The sequence below is a fragment of the Enterovibrio coralii genome (assembly GCF_001559595.1).
GTDB lineage: Bacteria > Pseudomonadota > Gammaproteobacteria > Enterobacterales > Vibrionaceae > Enterovibrio > Enterovibrio coralii.
In genome coordinates this window covers 117,913-141,432 of the sequence record NZ_LNTY01000034.1, presented here as the reverse complement: position 1 = coordinate 141,432, position 23,520 = coordinate 117,913, and the positions used below count along the sequence as shown (strand labels likewise).

At 49.9% G+C, this 23,520-nt stretch carries 23 protein-coding genes and 2 pseudogenes; all 25 read right to left on the bottom strand.

Features of this window, described 5'->3' with window-relative positions:
• Nucleotides 1-14: 14 nt before the first annotated feature.
• Nucleotides 15-1,148 (bottom strand): flagellar biosynthesis protein FlhB, encoded by a 1,134-nt coding sequence (gene flhB, locus ATN88_RS11985; RefSeq protein WP_067415961.1) that lies wholly within the window; start codon nt 1,146-1,148, stop codon nt 15-17.
• Nucleotides 1,148-1,945 carry a flagellar biosynthetic protein FliR gene (gene fliR, locus ATN88_RS11980; RefSeq protein WP_067415958.1) on the bottom strand — a complete coding sequence of 266 codons (798 nt, stop codon included), beginning with the start codon at nt 1,943-1,945 and terminating at the stop codon, nt 1,148-1,150. Before fliR ends, flhB begins: the two co-directional genes overlap by 1 nt.
• A gap of 14 nt (nt 1,946-1,959) precedes the next feature.
• Complete coding sequence (gene fliQ / locus ATN88_RS11975; protein WP_067415955.1) at nt 1,960-2,229, bottom strand: flagellar biosynthesis protein FliQ; 270 nt, start codon at nt 2,227-2,229, stop codon at nt 1,960-1,962.
• Nucleotides 2,230-2,238: 9 nt separating this feature from the next.
• On the bottom strand, nt 2,239-3,075 hold the full coding sequence (fliP, locus tag ATN88_RS11970; RefSeq protein WP_067415951.1) for a flagellar type III secretion system pore protein FliP: 837 nt from the start codon (nt 3,073-3,075) through the stop codon (nt 2,239-2,241).
• Nucleotides 3,062-3,454 (bottom strand): flagellar biosynthetic protein FliO, encoded by a 393-nt coding sequence (gene fliO / locus ATN88_RS11965; protein WP_067415948.1) that lies wholly within the window; start codon nt 3,452-3,454, stop codon nt 3,062-3,064. Before fliO ends, fliP begins: the two co-directional genes overlap by 14 nt.
• A 112-nt stretch (nt 3,455-3,566) precedes the next feature.
• Complete coding sequence (fliN, locus tag ATN88_RS11960) at nt 3,567-3,956, bottom strand: flagellar motor switch protein FliN (protein WP_067415945.1); 390 nt, start codon at nt 3,954-3,956, stop codon at nt 3,567-3,569.
• Between the two features lie 27 nt (nt 3,957-3,983).
• On the bottom strand, nt 3,984-5,051 hold the full coding sequence (gene fliM / locus ATN88_RS11955) for a flagellar motor switch protein FliM (RefSeq protein ID WP_067415943.1): 1,068 nt from the start codon (nt 5,049-5,051) through the stop codon (nt 3,984-3,986).
• A gap of 7 nt (nt 5,052-5,058) precedes the next feature.
• Complete coding sequence (gene fliL / locus ATN88_RS11950; protein ID WP_067415940.1) at nt 5,059-5,559, bottom strand: flagellar basal body-associated protein FliL; 501 nt, start codon at nt 5,557-5,559, stop codon at nt 5,059-5,061.
• Between the two features lie 62 nt (nt 5,560-5,621).
• Entirely contained in the window at nt 5,622-6,500 is an 879-nt protein-coding gene (locus tag ATN88_RS27295; RefSeq protein ID WP_232313150.1) for a flagellar hook-length control protein FliK, read from the bottom strand.
• Entirely contained in the window at nt 6,500-7,537 is a 1,038-nt protein-coding gene (locus ATN88_RS27290) for a hypothetical protein (protein WP_232313148.1), read from the bottom strand. The genes ATN88_RS27295 and ATN88_RS27290 overlap by 1 nt, the downstream gene beginning before the upstream one ends.
• Nucleotides 7,538-7,626: 89 nt before the next feature.
• On the bottom strand, nt 7,627-8,076 hold the full coding sequence (gene fliJ / locus ATN88_RS11940) for a flagellar export protein FliJ (protein WP_067415937.1): 450 nt from the start codon (nt 8,074-8,076) through the stop codon (nt 7,627-7,629).
• 7 nt (nt 8,077-8,083) lie between these two features.
• Nucleotides 8,084-9,399, bottom strand: a pseudogene (gene fliI / locus ATN88_RS11935) (flagellar protein export ATPase FliI).
• Nucleotides 9,383-10,378, bottom strand: a complete 996-nt coding sequence (gene fliH, locus ATN88_RS11930; RefSeq protein ID WP_067415934.1) for a flagellar assembly protein FliH — start codon at nt 10,376-10,378, stop codon at nt 9,383-9,385. The pseudogene fliI and the gene fliH overlap by 17 nt, the downstream one beginning before the upstream one ends.
• 46 nt (nt 10,379-10,424) lie before the next feature.
• Nucleotides 10,425-11,465 (bottom strand): flagellar motor switch protein FliG, encoded by a 1,041-nt coding sequence (fliG, locus tag ATN88_RS11925; RefSeq protein WP_067415931.1) that lies wholly within the window; start codon nt 11,463-11,465, stop codon nt 10,425-10,427.
• Nucleotides 11,458-13,215: a flagellar basal-body MS-ring/collar protein FliF gene (gene fliF, locus ATN88_RS11920; RefSeq protein WP_067415928.1), complete on the bottom strand. Its 1,758-nt coding sequence runs from the start codon at nt 13,213-13,215 to the stop codon at nt 11,458-11,460. Before fliF ends, fliG begins: the two co-directional genes overlap by 8 nt.
• A 15-nt stretch (nt 13,216-13,230) precedes the next feature.
• Nucleotides 13,231-13,542: a flagellar hook-basal body complex protein FliE gene (gene fliE, locus ATN88_RS11915; protein WP_067415925.1), complete on the bottom strand. Its 312-nt coding sequence runs from the start codon at nt 13,540-13,542 to the stop codon at nt 13,231-13,233.
• 205 nt (nt 13,543-13,747) lie between these two features.
• A complete protein-coding gene (locus ATN88_RS11910; RefSeq protein WP_067415922.1) occupies nt 13,748-15,151 on the bottom strand; it encodes a sigma-54-dependent transcriptional regulator in 1,404 nt (467 codons plus the stop codon).
• Nucleotides 15,151-16,196, bottom strand: a pseudogene (locus tag ATN88_RS11905) (sensor histidine kinase). The gene ATN88_RS11910 and the pseudogene ATN88_RS11905 overlap by 1 nt, the downstream one beginning before the upstream one ends.
• A 162-nt stretch (nt 16,197-16,358) precedes the next feature.
• Nucleotides 16,359-17,834, bottom strand: coding sequence for a sigma-54 dependent transcriptional regulator (locus ATN88_RS11900; RefSeq protein WP_067417510.1), 1,476 nt, complete (start codon nt 17,832-17,834; stop codon nt 16,359-16,361).
• A gap of 172 nt (nt 17,835-18,006) precedes the next feature.
• Entirely contained in the window at nt 18,007-18,411 is a 405-nt protein-coding gene (gene fliS / locus ATN88_RS11895) for a flagellar export chaperone FliS (protein ID WP_067415919.1), read from the bottom strand.
• A 12-nt stretch (nt 18,412-18,423) separates the two neighbouring features.
• Entirely contained in the window at nt 18,424-18,714 is a 291-nt protein-coding gene (locus ATN88_RS11890; protein ID WP_067415917.1) for a hypothetical protein, read from the bottom strand.
• A gap of 10 nt (nt 18,715-18,724) precedes the next feature.
• On the bottom strand, nt 18,725-20,092 hold the full coding sequence (gene fliD, locus ATN88_RS11885) for a flagellar filament capping protein FliD (RefSeq protein ID WP_067415914.1): 1,368 nt from the start codon (nt 20,090-20,092) through the stop codon (nt 18,725-18,727).
• Between the two features lie 16 nt (nt 20,093-20,108).
• Nucleotides 20,109-20,531 carry a flagellar protein FlaG gene (locus ATN88_RS11880; RefSeq protein WP_067415911.1) on the bottom strand — a complete coding sequence of 141 codons (423 nt, stop codon included), beginning with the start codon at nt 20,529-20,531 and terminating at the stop codon, nt 20,109-20,111.
• Nucleotides 20,532-20,599: 68 nt separating this feature from the next.
• A complete protein-coding gene (locus tag ATN88_RS11875) occupies nt 20,600-21,739 on the bottom strand; it encodes a flagellin (RefSeq protein WP_067415908.1) in 1,140 nt (379 codons plus the stop codon).
• Between the two features lie 374 nt (nt 21,740-22,113).
• The gene (locus ATN88_RS11870; protein ID WP_067415905.1) at nt 22,114-23,253 is read right to left on the bottom strand and encodes a flagellin; all 1,140 of its coding nucleotides are present in this window, start codon (nt 23,251-23,253) and stop codon (nt 22,114-22,116) included.
• Nucleotides 23,254-23,520 lie beyond the last annotated feature (267 nt).

The window sequence follows — 23,520 nt, the reverse complement described above, 5'->3', positions numbered from 1 at the left end:
AGGAGTAGGTCACGTTAGTGACGTAATTCTGGCGGTATGGGCATTTGTTGGTCAACCAAGGATTTCGGTTTCCGGCCCCGGCCTTTTTTGTATTGTTTGAGCTGGAAGACGTATGCTAACAACTGAGCGACGGCAGCGAACAGGCCGTCAGGAATTTGTTGCTCAAGTTCTGTGCTGAAATAGACCGCACGGGCAAGTGGTGGTGCTGGCACGATCGTAATGTCATGCTCAGCGGCAATCTCCCGTATTTTCAACGCCAAAAAGTCAGTACCTTTCGCTACCACTATGGGAGCACGGTCGATTTTGCTGTCGTAGCGCAGCGCAACCGAGTAGTGTTCCGGGTTGGTAATGATTACGTCAGCCGACGGGATTTCAGACATCATCCGGCGCTGCGCCATCTCACGTTGCAACATGCGGATCCGCCCTTTCACTTCAGGCTTACCTTCGGTTTCTTTGTATTCATCTTTGATTTCTTGCTTAGTCATTTTTAGCTGTTCATTGTGCTGCCAGATCTGGAATGGCACATCAATCGCCACCACGACCAACAAGGAACAGCAAATCAGCAGGACGAAGTTCAGGAGAATATCTAAGGCGTGGTACAGATTGGTTGGGAACGTCTCGATGTTTAGCTGGAAGAAGTCTTCCAAACTGGCCCACATCAAATAAAACGCCACGCCAGACACCAAGGCCACTTTCAAGATCGACTTGATAAGCTCAACCCAGCTTTGTTTGCCAAACATGCGCTTAATGCCTTGGAGCGGGCTCATTTTTGATAGCTTAGGACGCGCAGCTTCCCAAGAAAACGACACGCCGCCAAGCGCAGACGCGCCAATAAGCCCCGCCACGAATAGCATGGTGAGCACCAGCGTCAGTGGCCACGCGATATGGAAAATCGCGCCATAGGTAATCAACCCTAGCGTTGTGACGTCAAAAATTTCGTCTCGGGTAAGGGTGAAGAACTTGCGCATGATTTCCATCAACGCCACACCCAGACCTTCACCAAACCACATCAGCGCGACTGCGCCTACCACGAGCACAGCAACGGATGCCAGTTCTCTTGAGCGCGGTACCTGACCTTTCTCCCGCGCCTGCTGCCGCCTTCGGGGCGTGGCGTCTTCTGTACGTTCTTGACCGTCGTTCTCTGCCATTAGGCACCTCCGCCCGTTGCGCAGTCGAGACGAATCAAGTCACAGATGGTGTCGACACCCGTTTCCCAGTGATTTAAGTAATGCGGCAAGATACCACTCAGCAAATACATGCTGATGAGAAGACCCACTAACAGTGCGAAGGAGAAACCCAGCGAGAAGATGTTTAACTGCGGAGCAGCACGGGTCATCACACCAAACGAGAGATTAACCACCAGCAGCGCGATGATGCCCGCTAACGCCATGCCCAGCGCGACGCTGAACATGATGCCAAACCAACTGGCGATAAGCCGATAGTCTGCAGCTTGCAGCATCTCTCCGATAGGTAGACTTTTAAAACTCATGACAACAAGGTTGAGCATTTGAAGGTGCCCGTCGGTCGCGAGGAACAACATGGTAGCAACGAAAAGATAGAACTGACCAAGCAAGGGCGTGTTCTGACCGTTCGCTGGGTCAACCATGGACGCGAAACCTAAGCTCGATTGCATACCGATGATTTGACCGAGCAGAACGAAAGTTTGGGTAACAAATTGAGTGACCGTGCCCATCGCCACGCCGATCAGTATCTGTTGCGCCAAAACCACAAAACCGCCATAGGACAGCAGTTCTATCGATTCCGGCACTTTTGGCACAGCAGGCATAACTGCAAAGGTGATGGCCAACGACAGATACAATCTCACACGAACAGGCACATAGCGCGCACCGAAGAAGGTCATCGTCATCATCATTGATGAGATGCGCGTCAACGGCCAGAAAAACTGGGCCATCCAATCGAGAATAAGTTCTGCTGGGTATTCCATCGCAATTTATCGCGTCAATAGAGCAATGTCGGTATTTCTTCGATCAAACGGAAGAAATACTCCATCAACATGCGGGTCATCCAGTGTCCAAAGACCATCAACGCAATCAAGGTCGCAATCAAACGCGGCAAAAAGCTCAGCGTTTGTTCGTTGATTGAGGTTGCGGCTTGGAAAATCGCGACAATCAGACCCACGATAAGACCGGGAACAATGATGGCCGTTACCATGATGAGAATGAGATAGAGCGCATCTTGGAACAGCTCGACAAAGGCTTCTGGTGCCATGACTCACTCCTATCCAAAACTGCCGGCAAGTGTCGACAGAATGAGGTTCCAGCCGTCCACCAGCACAAATAGCATGAGTTTAAAGGGTAACGATACAATCATAGGCGACAACATCATCATACCCATTGCCATCAAGACAGACGCCACCACCAAGTCGATAATCAAAAAGGGCAAAAACAGCATGAAGCCAATCTGGAACGCAGTTTTCAGCTCGGAGGTGATAAACGCCGGGATCAGCACTGTCATCGGCACAAGCTCAGGGTCAGTCGCGTCTGAGCCCGACATATTCACGAAGGTTTCCAAATCTTTGACGCGGGTCTGCTGAAGCATAAATTCACGCAGCGGGATCTGCACGCGGTCAAACGCTTCTCGCGATGAAATCTCTTCGTTCAAATAAGGCTGGAATGCTGTCACCTTCATTCTGTCGATAACGGGCGACATGATGAAGAACGTCAGAAACATGGCGATACCAATAATGACCTGATTGGACGGCGTTTGCTGCAAACCCATTGCCTGACGGAGAATGGACATCACCACCACGATACGGGTAAACGACGTCATCAAGATAACAATAGCTGGCAAAAAGCCGAGCGCAGTCATCATCGCCAGAATTTGTAGCGTGACCGAGTAGTCCTCACTGCCGTCTGGGTTCACCGTCATGGTCAGTGCTGGAATACCACCACCGTTTCTGGCCTGAATCATGGATGCTTCACCCGCATCATTGATCAGGGTCTCAGTGACTGTATCAGCCGCAGGCGCGGGTTCGTCCTCTGCAACAGCAAACGGCGTGACGATAAAACAGCAAAGTGCCAGAAAAATGGCACTGACGGAATTAAGACGCTTCATTTTTTTTCAGAATTTGGTTGAGTTGAGAGGAAAAAGACGAAGTCTCAGGTGCCTGAGTCGTCATCGGGTTGTCCAAACTTTTGATCAGCGTGATTTGATGTGCAGTGACACCCACCAATACTTGTTCGCCATTTACATCTAAAACAACAACCCGCTCTTTTTGCCCTAAAGGCAGCTGACTTATGACTTTTAGGCCCGATTTTGCGCCCATCATCGAAGGAACTTGCATGCGTTTAAGCAGCCACGCCAACCCAAAAATCAGGCCGATAACAAAGATCAATGCCACAAAGGTGGTTGCCAAGCTTTCGCTACCGGGCGTTGCAGCGAACGCACTTGGTGCGAAAAACAGTCCAATCAGAGCAAGTCGCAGGAGAGCCATGAATTATCTTCTTCAGCCAGAAATTACGGGTAATTTTGACTGATAAGCAAAATTCAGGCCGAAAAAAAGCACACCACGTGGGTGTGCTTTTTCAAAGGATTCAAAAAAGGGGTTAGCGAAGCTTTTTAATACGCTCAGTTTGGCTGATCACGTCGGTTAAGCGGATACCGAATTTATCGTTCACCACGACAACCTCACCGTGAGCAATCAAGGTACCGTTGACCAGTACGTCCAACGATTCACCCGCCAGTCGGTCAAGCTCTACGACCGAACCTTGGTTCAATTGCAGCAGGTTACGAATGTTGATGTTGGTACGGCCAACTTCCATGGAGATGGTGACTGGAATGTCCAAAATCGCATCCAGTTTACGCACCTCATCCGCATTCATCGGTGGGGCTTCATCAACAAGCTCGTCTAAAGGGGCCGTTTGAACGTCGTCACCACCTTCCACTTCTGCTTGTTCAGCAAGCGCTGCAGCCCAATCGTCTTCTACATCACTCATGATTCATCACCACATCGTCTATCAGTTTTAGTCATCGTTGTTGTCACCGCTCGACTCAAGGTCTTCAAGAGCGAGGAAATCATCTTCCTCTTCAAGCAACACGACGTCACTCTTCGCCACTTCAGGGCGTTTCAGTTTTTCAGTAATCTTTATCGCCAGGTTGTCGTTCGCCTGTCCCATCTTCCCTCTATAGGTCGGAAGATCTTCAATGTAGATAGTACATGCATCTGGCATCTTCACAGGGATAACATCCCCTACCTGAAGCTCCATCATGTCGCGCAACGACAAGGTCGTATCGAGCAGTTTCGCCGTCAGGGCAACTTCAACGTCCATCACTTCATCTTGCAGAGCCTTAGACCAACGAAGGTCTGTATCCATCTTGTCACTCTGGATACCCGCATCCAACAATTCGCGGATAGGCTCCACCATGGAGTAAGGCATAACAACGTGGAAGTCACCGCCGCCGCCATCTAACTCAATGTGGAATGAGCTTACGACAATCACTTCTGTCGGGCTCACGATGTTCGCCATTGCCGGGTTCACCTCTGAATCGAGGTATTCGAACTCGACTTTCATGACCGGAGCCCACGCATCCTTGTAGTCTTCAAATACCAGTTTCAGCAGCATTTGAATGACACGGCGTTCCGTTGGCGTGAATTCACGCCCCTCGATACGGGCGTGGAAACGTCCATCTCCACCAAAGAAGTTTTCTACAAGAATAAAGACTAATCGCGCCTCCATGGTTACGAGTGCCGTCCCTTTTAGAGGACGGAATCGCACCATGTTCAGACTCGTCGGGACAAACAAGGTGTTTTGGTATTCACCAAACTTCACCATTTGTACACCGTTAATCGATACTTCCGCCGTTTTTCGCAGCATGTTAAACAAGCTAATACGCATATGACGCGCAAATCGCTCGTTAATCAGCTCCAGCGTAGGCATTCGCCCACGGACGATGCGGTCTTGTGATGAGAAGTCGAAATTCGAGGCGGAGGCTACATCGCCCCCACCACCTGATTCGGGTTCGTCATCATCAGTGTCATCTACACCGTGAAGGAGAGCATCAATTTCGTCTTGACTGAGTAGGTCGGTCACATTGCACCTATTGCATTACAAAGCCAGTAAATAACACCCGCTCAACAACTGTCTTGCCGGTGACTTTTTCCATCGCAGCTTGAACGGTGTCAGCTGCTTGTTTACGGATTTCCACCTGTCCTTGTGGGGTTCTAAGCTGCTCTACCGTGGCAGCACCGAATGTTGTCAGCAGACTGTGCTCAACAAGCGGTAAATTTTGTTTTGCCAGCGTTTCGTTTGAATCACCGCGTACCATCAGCTGTACTTTTACTTGTACCAAACGCTGCTGAGAGTCGCCCGTGACGTTAAACACGAATGGCTGTGGCAAGGTGACATAAATCGCCTGCAGATTGACAGGCTCTGCTTCTTCTTCAATGACGATGTCGTCGTTACCGCCACTGTCTCCGCCCATCAAGAATAAAAACGCACCCGCGCCACCACCTAACAACAGAAGAGCCGCCACGATAATGATGATCAGCTTTTTCTTACCGCCGCCACCGCCGCCTGCTTCAATATCTTCATCTGCCATGATAATCCTCGGTACCGTTAATTAAGTGTCTAATAAAAAACGCATGTAGCATAATCGCTACATTAAGCATAATAGTCGACACGATCCTTTGATGTATTGACGTAAAGCTCACGATTGATTGAAGAAGTTTCAATCTCGTGGTCACCATCATTTCGACCAAACCGAGAAGATCCGTCTTGACCGCCTTGTCCATTTTGGCCATCACCTTGCTGTGATTGGCTGCCAGCAAAGGCTTGTCTGCCGCCAGCATCTTGCTGTTGCACCGAAGATTGTGCCAGCTGAAGCCCTTGCTGCTGCATCATTTCACGCAGTCTTGGCAAGGTTTGTTCAACCATATCTCGTGCTGCTTGGTTGGCTACCGTGAACTGCACTGACGCTTGGTCTTGGTTCATCGATAATTTGATTTGCATACGCCCAAGCTCTGGTGGGTCGAGGCGAATATCAACATGCTTCAAGTTCTTCGACATCATCATATTGACCTTTTCAGACAGCGCATTCGCCGCTTCCGCCTGATTTTGGCTCAATTGAAGTGGTGTCTGTGTGACAGCATTGTCTAATCGCGCGGCCGTTGTAGAGCTTGTATTACCAAAACTCGTCGCCAGTTGTTGGGCTAGATGCTCCGCTTTCACTTCTGGCTTGGCTTGTGACGCCTCTGTCATTTGCAGTGCCGTCGCCGCTTCTAATGCCGCAGAGCTTGCCGCGGCTTGCGGTTGTGCATTATTTTGCATACCTGCTGGCGTCCATGGGATCGCCGCAAATGCTGATGCAGGGGTTTGTTGTTGCAACTGCGGATTTACGGCGGCTTGAACGGCACTCGCTGCTTGGCTCAATCCATTTTGTGCGCTTTGTGATTGCGCGGCGAAGCCTCGCATCTGCATATCTGCAACATCGGTTTTATCGGTGCCCGTCCCCGCTGCTTGCGCGGCAAGTTGCGCTCGCATCAAGCGTCTTGTTGTGGTTTAGTCAAGGTCTCTGCGCCCGCTTTAGCAAGCAGGTCTGCTTCTTTGGTGTCAGCCGTCACTGTTGCTGTCTGCGCGATTGCCGCGTTACTTAACACACGCCCAGCCTCCGCAGAGCCAGCCACTAACTCTGCCCCGGTTGCATCTGGACGCTCTGAACCATCATTGTTGATTGCTATCGCGCGCACAGCCGCCGCATCAATGGCTTGCTGCTCTGGCGAAAAGGAACTGAGTTGCTGTTCAGTCACATCTTGTACCACCGCCATCTTGGCTATGGTTTCCAATTCGGCGGTAGACAGCGTAGAAACATCAATGCCTTCGCTTGCCAATACCGCTTTCACTTCTTCCACAGAGGCAGGTTCAACCGAAGTAAATGGCAAGGCATCTTGGCTAGATGAAGCTGTCAGGACACTCGCATTGAGACTTTCCGTGGATAGCAGTTCTCTACCGGATTGGTCTGACGGCAAGCTTTTGCCGACTAATGCTTTTCCTTCGGTATTCAGTACAACCGTTTCCGCATCCAACGTGTGCTCTGCCTGTGGCTTGAGTACACTGTTGGCTTCGTTCAAGCGTTGCAACCAAGCTTCACCATCTTGCTTGGCAGCGAGTTGTCGCTCTGCTGTACCTGATTCCGCATCAGGATTTGCGGCTTTCAGAGACAGTGCCGCGTCTTCTGAAAGCGCAGTTTTGTCTGCTTTGATTTCGCTGCCGGTGCTAATTTCACCGTCAGCGTCAATTTCTTCACCCTCAAGTGCCAAGTTTTCGGCACCTTCAGTTTCTTCAGGTTTCAACGCACTTGTCAGCATCTCATTCAATGCTTCTTCGCTTTCTCCACCTTCCAGAGCAGCGTCTTTCTTACCGTCAACAGTTTCGGCATCTCCCGCAACAAGCTGAGAGAGCTTAGAAAAAAAGCCTTCACCTTCAATTTCAGTTACATCTTGGGAAACCGCACCTTTGGCATCGCCAACGGCCGCCTTATTGCTGGATATACCTGAGAGTAAGAAACTGGTTTGCGTCATAGTGTTCCTGCTTCGAATACTGTGTCGATTCTAAGTAGATAGCCGCATCTACTGGTTCGTTACAGAGTGTGAAGCAATTATCAGCCAAACTAATACTGTTGGCGTTTTTGGCGGGAAAAACTCAGCATTGCGAACTCGTCCATCTGCTTTTGCTCCAGACGCTCAGCCCGCATTCTTGCTTCTTTTTCGCGTTTTTCGATCAGCCACTCTAGCGAGCGGGAATGTTGACGGCATTGCATCCAATGCTCTCGGCAACGTTCGACGTTTTGTTCGAAATCCATTGCCGCTTGGCGCTGTTTTGCCAGTGTTTCATCGAGCTGCACGATAAAGCGGTTTAAGTGACCATAGCTGCTGGCACTTAAGCCAGCTTGCCCGCGTTCGGACATTTGACGAAAGTAATCAAGACGATACTGCTCGATTTGTTCTACCTGAATGTAGTAGCCCTGAAGCTCTTGCTGGGCGGCAACAAGCGCCAAATGCGCCTTGTGTTCGGTGTCTTTGGCTTGGTCTAACAGCAGGTTCATCGCGTTATTGGACATGGTTCACCTACTGAAGCGTTGAGCGCAGCATGTTGACACACATGGCGTAAGGCACAACGTCTTTCATGCCTTGTTGCAGATAGCCATCGATACGCGGTTTCAGAGTAAACGCCTGATCGATCGACTGATCGGTCCCCGGTTTATAGGCACCAATAGACACCAAGTCCTGATTCTTACGACAGACGGAGAGAATTTGCCGCACGGCACGCGACATGAGCATGTGTTCATCGTCGACAATGTTTGGCATAACACGGCTCACCGAGCGTTCAACATCAATCGCAGGATAATGACCCGCATCTGCCATTTCACGTGAAAGCACGATATGGCCATCCAAAATCGCACGTGCCGCATCGGCAATCGGGTCTTGCAGATCATCACCTTCGGTTAATACGGTGAAGAATGCAGTGATTGACCCCTGCCCTTCTGCACCATTGCCTGCGCGCTCAACAAGGGCTGGCAGCTTGGCAAACACGGAAGGTGGATAACCTTTAGTTGCTGGCGGTTCACCCACAGATAGCGCAATTTCACGCTGAGCTTGGGCAAAACGGTCAATGAGTCCATTAACAGCAGAACGTCTAAACCTTGGTCTCGGAAGAACTCGGCAATGGTCAGGGCGGTTTGACACCCTTTCAGGCGCATCAATGGTGACGCATCCGCCGGCGCCGCGATCACCACAGAGCGTGCGCGCCCTTCCTTACCCAAGATTTCATCGATGAATTCTTTAACTTCGCGTCCACGCTCACCAATCAAGCCAACGACAACCACTTGGGCCGTTGTGCCTCGTGTCATCATGCCAAGGGTAACCGATTTACCGACACCGGAACCGGCAAACAAACCGATACGTTGGCCTTTACCCACGGTCAGCAAGCCATTAATGGCTTTGATGCCAACATCCAATGGCGTATCGATGGGTTTTCGAGACAGTGGGTTGATGGCAGCAGGCGTGAATGACGCAGTTTGCCCTGTGAAGATGTCGCCTAAGCCATCTAGGGGATTTCCCACACCATCGATGACCCGGCCTAACAATTCCAGACCAACAGGCACCCCTTGCTCTCCAGAAAGCGGCGTGACACGGGCGCCAGGCAGTACGCCAGAGATTTGTTCACTTGGCATGAGATAAAGGGTTTCGCCTGAAAAACCAACGACTTCAGCTTCTATGCTGCCGTTTAGGGTTTCTACTTTACACAGACTGCCAATCGGCGCACGACAGCCAATCGCTTCAAGCGTGAGGCCAACAACCCGCACCAATTTGCCAGACGCAACAGGACGAACACCAATATTTTCAGTAGAGAGTGCAGCGAGGCGTTCAGACAGGCTGACCATCGTGATCACCTGATTGCTGGGTTTGTTGTGGTTCGCTTTCTACAGATACAGCGTCCGCTTCATCAGTTTGAGCAAACACGTCGGATTCAGTTTGGTTGCTTGAAGGGTTCACCATGTCGTCGGTCACGACTTTATCTGCGCCTAACAACACATCTGCACCCGGATCATTTTCCGCTGGCTCTGGGTCTCGGCTCAAGTTCTGACCTGCAAATCGACTTAACGCTTGGGAGATGCGGTCTTCGATGCGGTAATCCACCACCGAATCGCCACATGCAACTTGAATGTCACCACGATTTAGCGATGGCTCAGCAATCAAACGCCATTCGCGGTCGCGAAGGGACTCCACCGAATGCGCGGAGGTAACAATGTCCATGTCTTCAGGGTGCAAATAGATAGTCACCTGACGACCTGCCATTGGCAAAGCGTTCACAGCTTCACGAAGCGTGTTCAAGATAACTTGTGGGTTCGTCTGCACTTCTGTTTGAATCACAGATTTGGCAAGGTGCAACACCAACTCGACCATCTGTTGCTCGACCTGATGATTAATTTGTTCAATCGGAAACGCCAGCTTAGAGAGCATTGTATCTAGGTGACCACAACGCGCCTCGATAAGCTGCTGTCCGTCAGAAAGTCCTTGCTCGTAACCTTCCGTTTTACCGGTATCGAAGCCTTCGGTCTTTCCTTCCTCAAAGCCGGCGTCTTTGCCTTCTTCAAAGCCGGCAGCGCGACCTTCCTCGTGACCTTCTTCCATCGCAGCTTGCCTGATCTCTTCAAGCACTTCCGCGGTGAGCATAGAAAGGTCAACTTGAGGCTCTTGCTCTTCTTCAAGCTCTGGTGGCTCCCAACTCGGATCGTAGTTGAGAGCAGTATCTTTGGGTTGGGGTTTTCCGGAGGAATAGCTAGGCAACTCCCAGCGTTCCAGCACATCTTCTGGCTGTTCGCTGGAGCGAATATATCCGCGTCGACGATCAAGAGTCATGCAGCTACCTTACACTTTGCTTCTTTTGGTTCAAAAACTGCCATGGTTAGAGGAACTCGTCCGCCCCACCACTGCTCAACATGATCTCGCCAGCGTCGGCCAGACGTCGAGCCACAGACAGAATTTCTTTCTGGGCAGCTTCCACATCGGAGACGCGAATTGGGCCCATTGCTTCCAAGTCGTCTTGCAGCATTTCTGCCGCACGTTTGGACATGTTTCGGAAAATCTTGTCGCGAAGTCCTTCTTCGGCACCTTTGAGGGCTTTTTGCAGTGCTTCTTGAGGAACGTCTTTGAGGATGGCCTGAATACCACGGTCGTCGACTTCCGCCAGGTTGTCGAATACGAACATGAGATCCTGAATTTGCGATGCCATCTCTTCGTCGTTTTGGCCAATCTGCTCCATCAAAGCAGATTCCAGCGCGTTGTCCATGTAGTTCATGATATCTGCAGCTGCTTTCAGGCCGCCAATCTTGGCCGCTTGAGCACCGGCTTGACCCGCAAACTGTTTCTCCATGATTTCATTCAGCTCGTGCAGTGCAGCAGGCTGAACTTCTTCAAGGTTAGCGATACGCATGACCAAGTCGAGCGCATCACGCTCTGCGAACTGCGTCAAAATCTCGGCAGACTGTTCGGGTTCCAGATAAGAAAGAACAATGGTTTGGATCTGCGGGTGTTCGTTGATGATGATTGACGCAACCTGACGAGGATCCATCCATTTAAGAGAATCCAGACCTTTAGAACCACTGCCGAGCAGGATTTGGTCAACCAGGTTAGTCGCTTTGTCTTCACCCAGAGCCGCGATCAATGCATTACGGACAAAGTCTTCACTGCCCATACCGATCGAGGTGAATTTCTGGATATCTTCAAGGAAGCCACGGTGAACCGCCGTCACTTTCTCTTGGTTTAGATCCGCCATTTGCGTCATGGCACCACCCACTTTCTGAACCTGTTTGGGTTCTAAGTGGCGGATAATGCTCGCGGCGTCTTGCTCGGTTAAGCTGAGCAGCAAGATCGCTGCTTTTTCAATGCCCGATAGCTGGCTGATGTCGTATTCAGCACCTGCTTTGTTGTCGTCGTCTTTAGCCATCTTCACTTACCCAGCTCTTAACAACCTGAGCCGCAAGGTCAGGTTCATTTGCAACCAGTGCACGTACTGCTTTCAGCAGGTCTTCATCTTTATGCAGATCCGGCAGGTTGAGGTTCGACGAACTCATCGAGAAGTTGTTCGAACCATCCAACTCTGCACCAATCAAGCCAATGTCGTCGTCTGGGCTGAGTGGCAGACCATCTGGTCCCATCATCTCGCCATTTGGACCCAACAAGGCATCGTCGTCTTTGTGTGGGTTGAGCAGTTTGGACAGCGCAGGTTTGATCAGTGCAAACACCACCACAATCACAACCAATGCAGCGGCAAGCCAACGTACCCAGTCATTGAAGTTCGGGTGTTCCCAGATAGGCACTTCGCCAATCGCTTCAACTTCAGGCTCAACAAACGGTACTGAAATCACTTCAAGGATGTCGCCACGAAGCTCAGAGTAACCGACACCACCAATCAGCAATCGACGGATCTTTTGCAGCTCCGCTTCACCGACAGGTACACGAACAGCTTCGCCTGATTCGGTGTTCACACCGGAGATATAATCAACCGCAACAGAAACGGTTTGTCTTGCCACTGTCCCTGTTTGCGCGCGGCGATGGCTAATCGTGGTATCTAATTCGTAGTTGCGTGTAGCTTCACGGCTAAGCGAGCCTTTGTCGCCTGCGCCGCCGTTTTTCAAATCTTGAATGTCTTCTGGAATCGCAGAATCAACAGGTGGCTGGTTACTCAGAGCCCCCGGTACACCCGCCACATAGTCAGTGTTGTTATAGTTTTCGCGCGTGTATTCGCTTCGCGTCGAAGATGTCGCTGGGTCGAAACGCTTGCGGGTTTCTTCAATCGCGCTGAAGTCCATGGTGACATCGACTTGCGCCGTGTAGTTACCCAGACCAAGAACGGGGATCAGGATGGCGTCAATTTTCTCACGCAGTGCTTGTTCTTGCTTGCGCTCAAGTTCGTACTCTTTACGACGCTGTGAAGCCATTGGGTCCGCACTGCCCGAACTTAGCAGGCGACCATGTTGGTCAGTCACAGTGACGCGAGAAGGTTTCAGGCTCGGAACCGCAGATGCCACCATATCCACGATAGAGTCGACTTCTTCTTGCCCTAACTGCGTGTTGCCGCGAACAGTCAGAAAGACAGTAGCCGACGCTTCTTGGTTGTGACGAACAAACACGCTCTGTTTTGGCATCGCCAGCAGAACCCGAGCTTTACTGACTGCGCGAATTTTCTCAATAGCGGCAGCAAGTTGACGTTCACGACTGAGTTTGAGTCTCTCGCGCTCAAGCTGCTGAGAAACACCAAAGCCCATGTCTTCCAGAAGGATGTCATCCCCTTCTTCGCGAGCAGAATTTAACCCTGCACGGCTAAGGTTCAGTTTGATGGAAGAATATTCTTTGACGGGAACACGGATGGTGTTGCCATCCAAGGTGTATTCAATCTTTTGTTGGTCTAGGTGATCCAAGACCGGGATCAGTTCTTCGGTTTCATAGGTGCCAAGAGGACGCATTTCAGGCTCTTGAACCCAGACAAATAGCAGCGCAAGAAGTGAGACACAAATGGCAACCGCTGCAACAAGGATGACCTGACGCGCCACGTCCATGCCGCCAAGCATACCTGACGATGGCGTAATGTCCCGCTCCATCATGTCAGGATCGGACATCGAGCTATCCGATGCGACTGGCAACGCCGAAGCATTATCTGCTAGGGCTAGTTGCGTGTTATCAGTGTCTTCTGCCACGAGCTATTACCTACATTAAACCGGCATGTTCATTAGTTCTTTGTACGCTTCAACCAGCTTGTTACGCGTCTGAATCGTCGCTTCGAACGCTACACTGGATTTGTTACGTGCAATCATTACATCTGACAGGCTGACACTGCGGTCGCCTTGATCAAAGCGGGTTTGTAACTCGCCAGATGATTTTTGTAATCCATTAACCGTATTGATTGCGCTAGAAAGGAGTTCACCGAAGTCTTGCTGCACTTGCTGACCCGTTGCGGCGCGCGTTGTGTTTTGGGCTTCCATCGCCATCGCCTGCATTTCGTGCTGCATTCCATTAATTTTCATGGGTCGTCCTCACTGTCAAAACTTTGGCAACTCGCGCCATTTCTGGCTTGTACGTCTAATTGATTACTATTTATGCAATATGCAAGCCAATAATTATATCGTACTCGCGTCATAAAAAGCAGCTTATTACCTTCACCTGCGCCAAAGTGATGACTCAATTTTGCTGAGTCATCACATAACGTCATATCAGAAGGGGATCCTTGGGTTATTGTGGGATGTCGATACCCGCATCGCGCATTTTTGCGAGCTTGTAGCGTAAAGTGCGCGGGCTAATGCCAAGACGCTCTGCAACATCTTTACGTCGGCCTTCGCAGGCGCGGATCGTTTCCAGAATGATGGCAAACTCCTGTTCACGAAGCTCGCCACCCAAACTTTCCGCTGATGCAGGTGCAGAAACATTCGACGGTGCTGCTTGCGGCTGAATTTGTGGTGTAGCGACATCATTGTTAGACACTAAGGTTTGAAGGCTTCCTGCATCTTGCCAATCCAACCCCTCCAGCAGAATATCACCGCAAGTGATAGAGCCTTGCTGACAAAGGATCAACGCACGCTGCATCACGTTATCCAGCTCACGCACATTACCTGGCCACGTATACTGAAGCAGTTTCTGCGCTGCAGAATCCTCTAGCTCTGGTGTACCATGCCCCATCTTACTGCAATGACGCTGGAGCAAATGTTTTGCTAAAGGAATGATATCTCCAGGTCGTTCACACAGCGGTAGCCATGAGATTGGGAAAACGTTGAGGCGGTAGTAAAGGTCTTCACGGAAATTACGCTCTTCCACATACTGGCGCAGATCGCGGTTGCTGGTTGCCAACACTCGCACATCCAGCTTGATGCTCTTACGACTGCCCAAACGCTCTACTTCACGCTCTTGCAACACGCGAAGCAACTTCGCTTGAAGGGCCAAATCCATCTCACTGATTTCATCCAACAAGATGGTGCCGCCTTGCGCTTGTTCGAATTTACCCGGACACGCTTGAACCGCACCGGTGAACGCGCCCTTCTCGTAACCGAACAAGGTCGCTTCGAGCATGTTTTCGGGAATCGCTGCACAGTTGATGGCGATAAATGGGCCATCTGCACGCAGTGATTGGCGATGAATATGACGCGCCATGACTTCTTTACCCGAACCACTTGGGCCCAGAATCATCACGTTTGCATCTGTCTTTGCCACCTTGTCGGCAAGGGCAATCAGTGCCTGACTTTTCGGGTCCGCGACGATGGCGTCCGTGTTTTCTGTTTTCACCGGCGCATAGCGGCTGATCATGTTCAGCAGCACTTCTGGTGCGAACGGTTTTGCCATGTAGTCCACAGCACCTTCTTTCATTGCTGCGACGGCATCTTGAATGTTGGCATAGGCCGTCATCAAAAGTACCGGGAGTTTTGGGTAGTTCAGCTTAAGGTTTCGAAGCAGCCCTAATCCGTCCATGCCTGCCATCTGAACATCAGACACGACAATGTCGACAGATTCATTTTTCAGTATAAGCAGTGCCTGCTCAGCACTGTCTGCTTCTACCCATTGGTAACCCGCCAATGCCAGAGTGTCGACGAGCGCTTCGCGCAAGCCTTCATCATCTTCAACAATCAATACTTTGCTCTGGTTCATTATGCTTCTCCTGATACCTTGTCTAGTGCAGCATCACAACTGTCTACCAATGGTAAACAGAGAGTAAAACATGCGCCTTGGCCCGGCTTTGATTGCAATGTCAGTCTTCCTTTGTGTGCGTGACTGACCATTTGTACGACGGCAAGCCCTAACCCTGTCCCCTGCTGACGCGTGGTAAAGAAAGGCTCAAGGATCTTGCTTTGAAGTTCTTCTGAGATACCCGGTCCGTTGTCCGCCACGGAAAGGAACAATTGGTTCCCAATCGCGCGGGCATCAACTACCACTTTGCAGTTCTTGCCAGATACCTGAATGGCATTGACGACGAGATTTGACAGTGCGCTCGCCAACGCGTTGACGTTACCCAACAAGGTGTGGGATTCATCATCACAATTAATTTCGAAATCGACGTTCTGACTGGCGACCAAAGCCTCTACCATAGGTTCAAACTCATTGAGCAGATGTTCCAAGGTAAAAGTGTCTACCACTTTGTTATCGCCGCCTTTAGCGAACAGCAGCATGTCATTCACCTGTTTTTCAAGATCATGTAGCCTGTCCACCAGCTTCATTTGAAAACGCTGACGTGTGGGTTCATTCAGGTTCGGTGCGCCAAGGTTTGCGGCATACAACAAGGCACTCGACAACGGCGTTCTGACTTGGTGCGCCAATGAGGCCACCATCTTGCCGAGCGATGACAAGCGTTGCAGATCACTCACACGAGATTGCAGCAGACGGGTTTCGGTCATGTCAGTGATGAGGATGAGCTGCCCAGATTCTGACGCCGAGATAGCCAGTTTCACCTTACGGCCATCACGTAATGACACCTCATGACCGTCATCTTCTCTTGGCGAGAAGGCGCGATTGATAACATCAACCCAACGAACATTCTCCAACGGCTCGCCAAGTAGGCGATACGCTTCAGGGTTGGCTTCTGCCACTTTTCCAAACGGATCCAGCAAGATACGCCCGCAGGCATCACATCTAGAACTTGTTTGTAGCGAAGAAGCTGCTGGTCCATTGTTCCCAGCGGAGAGTCGTTGGCTTCCATTATCTCTTACTTATGACCTAGTCGATTCGTTATTAAGCCAGTATTAGCAGATAATGTGCCAATAATTAACCATTAAAATTCAACAAGTTAACTCTTTGCACAATAAAAAAAGCGAAGTCATTTTTTTGACTTCGCTTTTTTGGCGGGTGAAAAGAGAGAATGTTACGCGATATCTTCTTTATTCAATCCGTACTTTCTCATCTTCTCTACCAGCGTGGTTCGGCGCATACCCAGCATATCTGCTGCACGGGCAACAATCCCCATTTGCGCTTCCAGAGCTTGGCGGATCATATCGACTTCCAAATCGGCCAACATGGCTTTCAAATCAACACCTTCCGGTGGAAGCCCTGTCGCAACTGGATTAGCAAAGCCTGGCATGTCTTCTTCATGATCGTCCATGGCAAAAACAGCATGGAGTGCTTCACGTTCAAGCTCTTCGGCATCTTCAAACTGGTTGAAGGCTTCTGGCTGGAATTCCGGAATATCGCTGTAGCGATATTTTTTTGGCAGTCGATTAACGTCAACCATTTGGCCCGGATAAAGAATAACCAAACGCTCAATCAAGTTGGCCAGTTCACGCACGTTACCCGGCCATTCGTGTTCCATCAACGATGAAATCGCTCGCGGCGTCAGGTGCACTTGGTTGCCCCCTTCCGCTTCAAGGCGCGCCATTAACTCTTGGATGAGAAGCGGCGTGTCTTCAATGCGTTCACGCAATGCGGGCATTTCGATTGGGAAGACGTTCAAGCGATAGAACAAGTCTTCACGAAATGCGCCATTTTCAATCATCACGTCCAGATTGCGGTGCGTTGCCGCGACCACACGAACATTTGCTTGAATGGTTTTGTTGCCACCCACGCGCTCGAAACAACGTTCTTGAAGCACGCGCAGTAATTTCACCTGCATCGGTTGCGGCATGTCCCCTATTTCATCAAGGAACAGGGTGCCACCTTCTGCCAGCTCAAAACGCCCTTTACGCGAAGAGATAGCTCCCGTGAAGGCACCTTTTTCGTGGCCGAACAGTTCACTTTCTAGAAGTTCTGGCGGAATAGCACCACAGTTTACTGGAACAAATGGGCCTTTACCGCGCTGAGAATGGTAGTGAATGTTTCGCGCAACAACTTCCTTACCCGTGCCGGATTCACCAAGGATCAAAACGCTGGCATCAGTGCCTGCGACTTGCTCAATTAAATGACGGACTTCACTGATCGCTTCGCTGCGACCCACCATGCTTCTAAATAGCGTATTTTTTCGACTAAGTTGCGGGATATTAAATGCGCGCTTGCCTGAAAATTCCTGACAATGACGAAGTGCATCAGCCATTTGCGGATAATTTAACGGCAATTCAAGCTCGCCAACAAAGTTTGGCAAACCCGATAATTCTGTTTTGTGTTTAGAAAGTGCAATAACCGGGATGTGGTTATTTATTGTCAGGTTATCGATAACCTGAGACAGTCGTTGGGGTGAATGAATATTACCCAGAAAACAAGCCCCCTCTGCTTGCTTCCAGTGCGAATCATTTAGCTCAATGGTTGAACATAGCAGGTATTGCTCACCAATAAACTCCAAGATAACGCCTAAATCGTGACGAAATTTTTCATCATCCTCGATAACAAGAATCTTCGTTAAACCTTGCATGTGTGAGATATATCTGCCCCAAAAACCATCTTTGTCGTCCACGCAATAATACCGCTGACGACAGAATAATCCAGCTATTGTAATAGTTGAATGTTATATAGCAACCAGAGACACAATAAAGCTGTGACTCTGGTGCCAAGACAGATCAAATTGTAGTGAATCTTGGGGGGAATTATGCGTCTGCTTGCGTGATATTGTGATATTCGGCGGGTATTTGGTCCCACGCTGATTTAATTTCGCGCAAAATATCGATCACATCATCAATAGGCGCATCCAAATTATCACGGTTGGCCATGGTGACCTGACGGATCATAAAGTCATAAAGTGCGTCGAGATTGGTTGCAATTTCGCCACCGTCTTCCATCGAAAGACAGGTTCTTAGGCTGATAATAATATCCAACGCTTTACCTAAGCGTTCACCTTTACCGGCAATGTCGCCTTGCAACATTGCTGCTTTACCCTGGATCAAGCGCTCGATCGCACCCGCCATCAGCATTTGAATCACTTTATGTGGGGATGCTGCTGTTAACTGGCTATCGACCGACACTTTTTTGTAGGCCTGAAGTGACCCTCTCATACCTTTCCTCACCTACTCGAATTTCTTGTAAAGTTGTACTGACTTACGCCCTTTAATAAGGTGACTGGCCTGAGCCGCAGTACTATCACGATGGTTTTTAATTAAACTCATAAGGTACTTGGTGCGCTGCATTGCTGCCGACCAAGCCACTTGTTCGGGCTTCTCTGGCAAATTCGTGATCTCTGCCAGACATTCTTTTCTTTCATTCAATAACCGTGCCATTTCATCGAGATCCACGACCTCATGACCGAGTACGGTTAACAATTGCTCGTCTATGTGTTGCAGCTCAGCGAGGAATGACATTTTCTATTCCTTACGCGGGCATGATGTTCATCATGGCCGACAACTGCCCCTGCATTTCCGCCATGGCATTGTCCATGGCAGAAAACTGCTTCAATGTGCGCGTTTCCAAATCTTCCATGCGGCGATCCAGCTTCTCTTGCTCTGATTCCAAGCGCGTGCGCTGATCACCCAAGCTCGACTCACGGTTTCGAATAGCCCCGCCCGCGCCCGTGAAGTTTTGCACGGTTTCTTCCACTTTTCGCGCAAAGCCTTGGTTGCCGCCAAAAAAGCTCTCCAATGCTGAGAAGTTTTGCTTCAGCTGTTTATCCAACATGGAGTCGTTGATTTCCAAGCGACCTTCCATCGTCGTAGAGATACCAAGCTCACTCAAGGTTTTGATGGAATCAGATGCCCCTTCAATTGGCGTCGTGAAGAGCGAGCGCATTTGACTCACCGCGGAACGAATCACTGTGTCACCAATCAGCGGGCCGCCTTGTTGCGTATCAGGATCATACTTCGACAAGGCTTTCGTGACTTGGTAGAAGGCATTGTACGCATCAACGAATTCTTCCAATGCGCCTTTCACCGCGTCTCTGTCTTCATCGACACGCACCGTGATTGGGCCAGATTCCGCTGTCGTCAATTTCGACACCGAAATGTCGACGCCGCGAATCGCATCAGAAAAAGAATTCGTGTCACTGGAAACAGATGCCAGACCATCAATCAAAATACGGGCATTTTTTGCCACCTGCATTTCGTTCATGTTGTTGGTCGGGCTGACAGGATCGTACGCCAGTGCTTCCAAAGGGCTGCCAGGAATCGCATTCACGCCAATACTGATGAGGTTGTCTTCACCCGTTTTGTCACTGCTTAAAATCAGTCGCGCACCGCTGTCATCATTGATAACAGACGCTTGAATGCCGGGATTTGAAGGTTCGCTGTTAATCGTACGAACAATATCAAGCAAGGAGCTTTTGTCCTGCTCGATATCAATCGTTGCTGTGCGTCCACCTAACTTCAGCGTTAATTGGCCTGCGCCAAAATCTTCCTCTGCGTCCAAGCCTTCAGAGACAAGCTTGTGCGATTGAGCAAGTTGCTGAACATCGATGGAATAAACGCCGGTAGCGGCAAGGTGGGTAGCGGATGCAGAGACGGTTTCCTCATTGCTAGAAACCGTACTCCGCGCCGCGAAGGTATTGTCACGACGAAAGTTATACATCAAGTCTTTCATCGTATTGAGGGAAGTTTTGAGTCTACCGTAAGCACTGATGTTAGTTTCAACATCATTCATGTTCTTAACGATTCGCTCTTGTTTGGGCGCGCGCTCAGCCTCAACTATTTTGTTGACCATGGAAGTAATATCCATGCCACTGCCAAGGCCCGTTGCACTCAAACCCATGTTTTCTTCACCTCAGTTATACCTTTTCTGCAACAAGCCCCCTCGAATGAAGAGACAATTGTTGCGCCAGCTCGAGCATTTCTTTCTCTGGAATCTGGCGGATAATGTCACCACTACTCATTTCATAAACAGTGACGATATTTCTTCCTGATTCCTCATCGAGTCGAAATGACAAGCCTTTGTTAAAGGTAGACACAAACTCATCCAGTCGCTCAACCAGCACTTCGAGCTGCTCTTGCTGTATCTTTCTCGAATCTTCCAAGCGGTTGGCTTGTTCGACGCGACGCTGAGACAGCTTTTCAACATTCTCGGCCATTCGCTGCTGGTTTGTGATTTCGGGTTGAGTCCCCCCCACAGACTTGTTACTGCTAGCAACTTTCGTGCCTGACTGTGGAGTCACTTGAGACAGGGATGACGTTGAAACGGATGATATGTCCATCGTTGTTCACCTCCTGTTAGCTGTTGACGGTGAGAGGCAAGCTCACCGTCACATGGCTAATTTCTCTATTAACCTAACAGGCTCAGTGCAGCTGACGGTGCTTGCTTCGCTTGTGCAAGTATAGACGTACCAGACTGCTGCAGGATCTGAGATTTAGTGAACTGAGTCGTCTCTTTCGCAAAATCGACGTCACGGATACGGCTGTTAGAAGCAGACACGTTCTCGTTAACGTTATCCAGGTTAGAGATTGCGTGGCTCAGACGGTTTTGCTTCGCACCCAACTCTGCACGGTGAGAGTCGATGTATTGCATTGCGTTGTCAATCAGACCAACTGCTTTCTGAGCACCACCCACGCTGCTTACGTCAACGTTTTGAATGGTTTCGTCAACTTTCGTTGCACCAGCAATACCCAGAGAGTTAGCCAGAGCACCTGCGAATGTCACGGTAGAGCCCGCTGCAGAAACAACTTGCAGTTCGCCGTCTTCAGTAACAGATGCTGATACTTTGCCATCCGCGTTACCGTTGATGTAAGTTGCTACTTCTTCCACGTCATCGCCGCCTTTTGCTGCAATGTTCAGTGTCAGAGATGCGCCATCGGCGTCAACGATAGTGATGTCCAGAGATGCACCCGCAGTTGCAGTCCACGCAGCCATGTCGCGGCTTGCGGCTACAGAAGCTTTGTAAGTTGCACCACCCATTTGGGTTTCGTCTGCACGGATGTTCTTGAATTCCATCATTACGGCTTCACCAGCATCCGCACCGATTTGGAATGCTTTAGTGCCGTATGTGCCGTTCAGCAGTTTCGCACCACCGAAAGACGTGGTTTCTGCGATACGGTTCAGTTCGTCTTGCAGAGCAACGATTTCTTCTTGAATCGCCACACGCTCTTGGTCACCGTTAGCACCGTTAGCAGATTGCAGTGACAGGTCACGCATACGCTGCAGGATGTTGGTGGATTCTTCCATCGCACCTTCAGCAGTTTGTGACATTGAGATACCGTCGTTTGCGTTACGTACAGCAACGTCCAGACCACGGCTTTGTGAAATCAATCGGTTAGAGATTTGCAGACCCGCTGCATCATCCTTTGCACTGTTAATGCGGAAGCCTGAAGACAGGCGCTCCATTGACGCGTTCAACGAATCAGTTGAACTGTTCAGGTAGCGCTGAGCGGTCATTGCAGGCACGTTAGTGTTTACTGTAATAGCCATAACTATTCTCCTTTGGTACTAAGTCCGGCTTCCGCCCAGCAAACTAGGGAAAACCAGTTCTAAATCTCTCACAACCCTTGTAACGGCAGCTTTGGAAAAACCTTTACAATTTTTTTCCCGTTTTTTTTACAGCCTGTATTTCGAGGGAAATATTGCTGTTGCCGCAAGGTGCTATGAGTGTTTTCGCCTTAGAAAAGAAAAACTTTAGAAAGAATTGATCTTTTTCTTCTGAAATGTGGTGAGAAGAGAGGTGACATCAAACGCTACGGCGAGGCAAGCAACGCCTTCTTTCCGCAAAGTTGGGGATATTGAAGAGGAAATGGACATAAAAAAAGCGGCAATGACTTGCCGCTTTTCTTTGATATTTGAAGCTGTTACTGAAGCAGGTTCAGTGCAGATTGTGGCAACTGCTTCGCCTGAGCAAGAATCGAGGTACTTGCTTGCTGCAGGATCTGACCTTTGGTGAGCTCCGTCGTCTCTTTAGCAAAGTCTGTGTCACGGATACGGCTGTTAGAGGCAGACACGTTCTCTTGGACGTTCGACAAGTTGCTAATGGTATGGCTCAGACGGTTTTGTTTCGCACCGAGGTCTGCACGTTGGCTATCGATGTACTGCATGGCGGAGTCGATAACGCCTACGGCCATCTGTGCACCACCAACGCTACTAACATCAAGGTCTTGCGCCGTCACGCCTGCGCCAGCACCTGACGCAATACCCAGCGATGTTGCCAAGGCTCCAGTGAAGGTCACGTTACCTGCCAGGCGGTTTTCCGCAACGAACACTTGAAGTTGACCGTCTTCGTTAACAGAAGCTGTCACTTCTTCATCAGACTGACCGTTGATATAAGTGGCAAGCTCTTCGATGTCATCGCCCGCTTTAGCGGCAATATCCACCGTTACCGTCTGGCCGTCTTTGTTGACGAACTGGATACCCAGCGTCGTCGCCGTAGAGACTTCCCAAGACGCAGACATCTGCGCTGTACCGATGAACTCTTTACCACCCATGCGGTAATCATCAGCACGGATACTTGTCAGACCCATAATGATGGCTTCACCTGAATCAGCACCGATTTGGAATGCTGCTTCACCGAAGGAGCCGTTCAGAAGACGACGGCCACCAAATGCCGTGGTTTCTGCAATACGGTTCAATTCATCTTGCAGTGCCGCAACTTCTTCCTGGATAGCGATACGCTCGCCAGGGCCGTTTGCACCGTTAGCAGATTGAAGTGACAGGTCTCGCATACGTTGCAGGATATTGGTTGATTCCTGCATGGCACCTTCAGCAGTCTGTGCGATGGAGATACCGTCGTTCGCATTACGCATTGCGACATCAAGGCCACGAGTTTGGGCAATGAGGCGGTTTGAGATCTGCAGACCAGCGGCGTCATCTTTTGCGCTGTTGATCCGACTACCAGACGACAAGCGTTCCATCGACGTATTGAGATCGTTTGTCGACTTGTTCAGGTAACGCTGCGCAGTCATCGCAGACACGTTGGTGTTAACTGTTACACCCATTTTGCTCTCCTTTGACTTTCGCGTTCTTGCGAAACAGCCTACCCGCAACAAATATGTCCGATTGCGAAGCGGGACCAGCCTTCAGTTCGTTATCAGGGTCAGTATCTAGCGTTGCCGATACCTCATGCCCAGATACATTCAATTAGCGTGCCAATTTTTATTATTGTTTATTTTCAACAACTTAATTAATTGACCAGTGGTGATAATCTTAAGAGCGGCAAAAAAATCACCACATTTCTGTTTAAGACGGCAAATCAGATCCTCTGA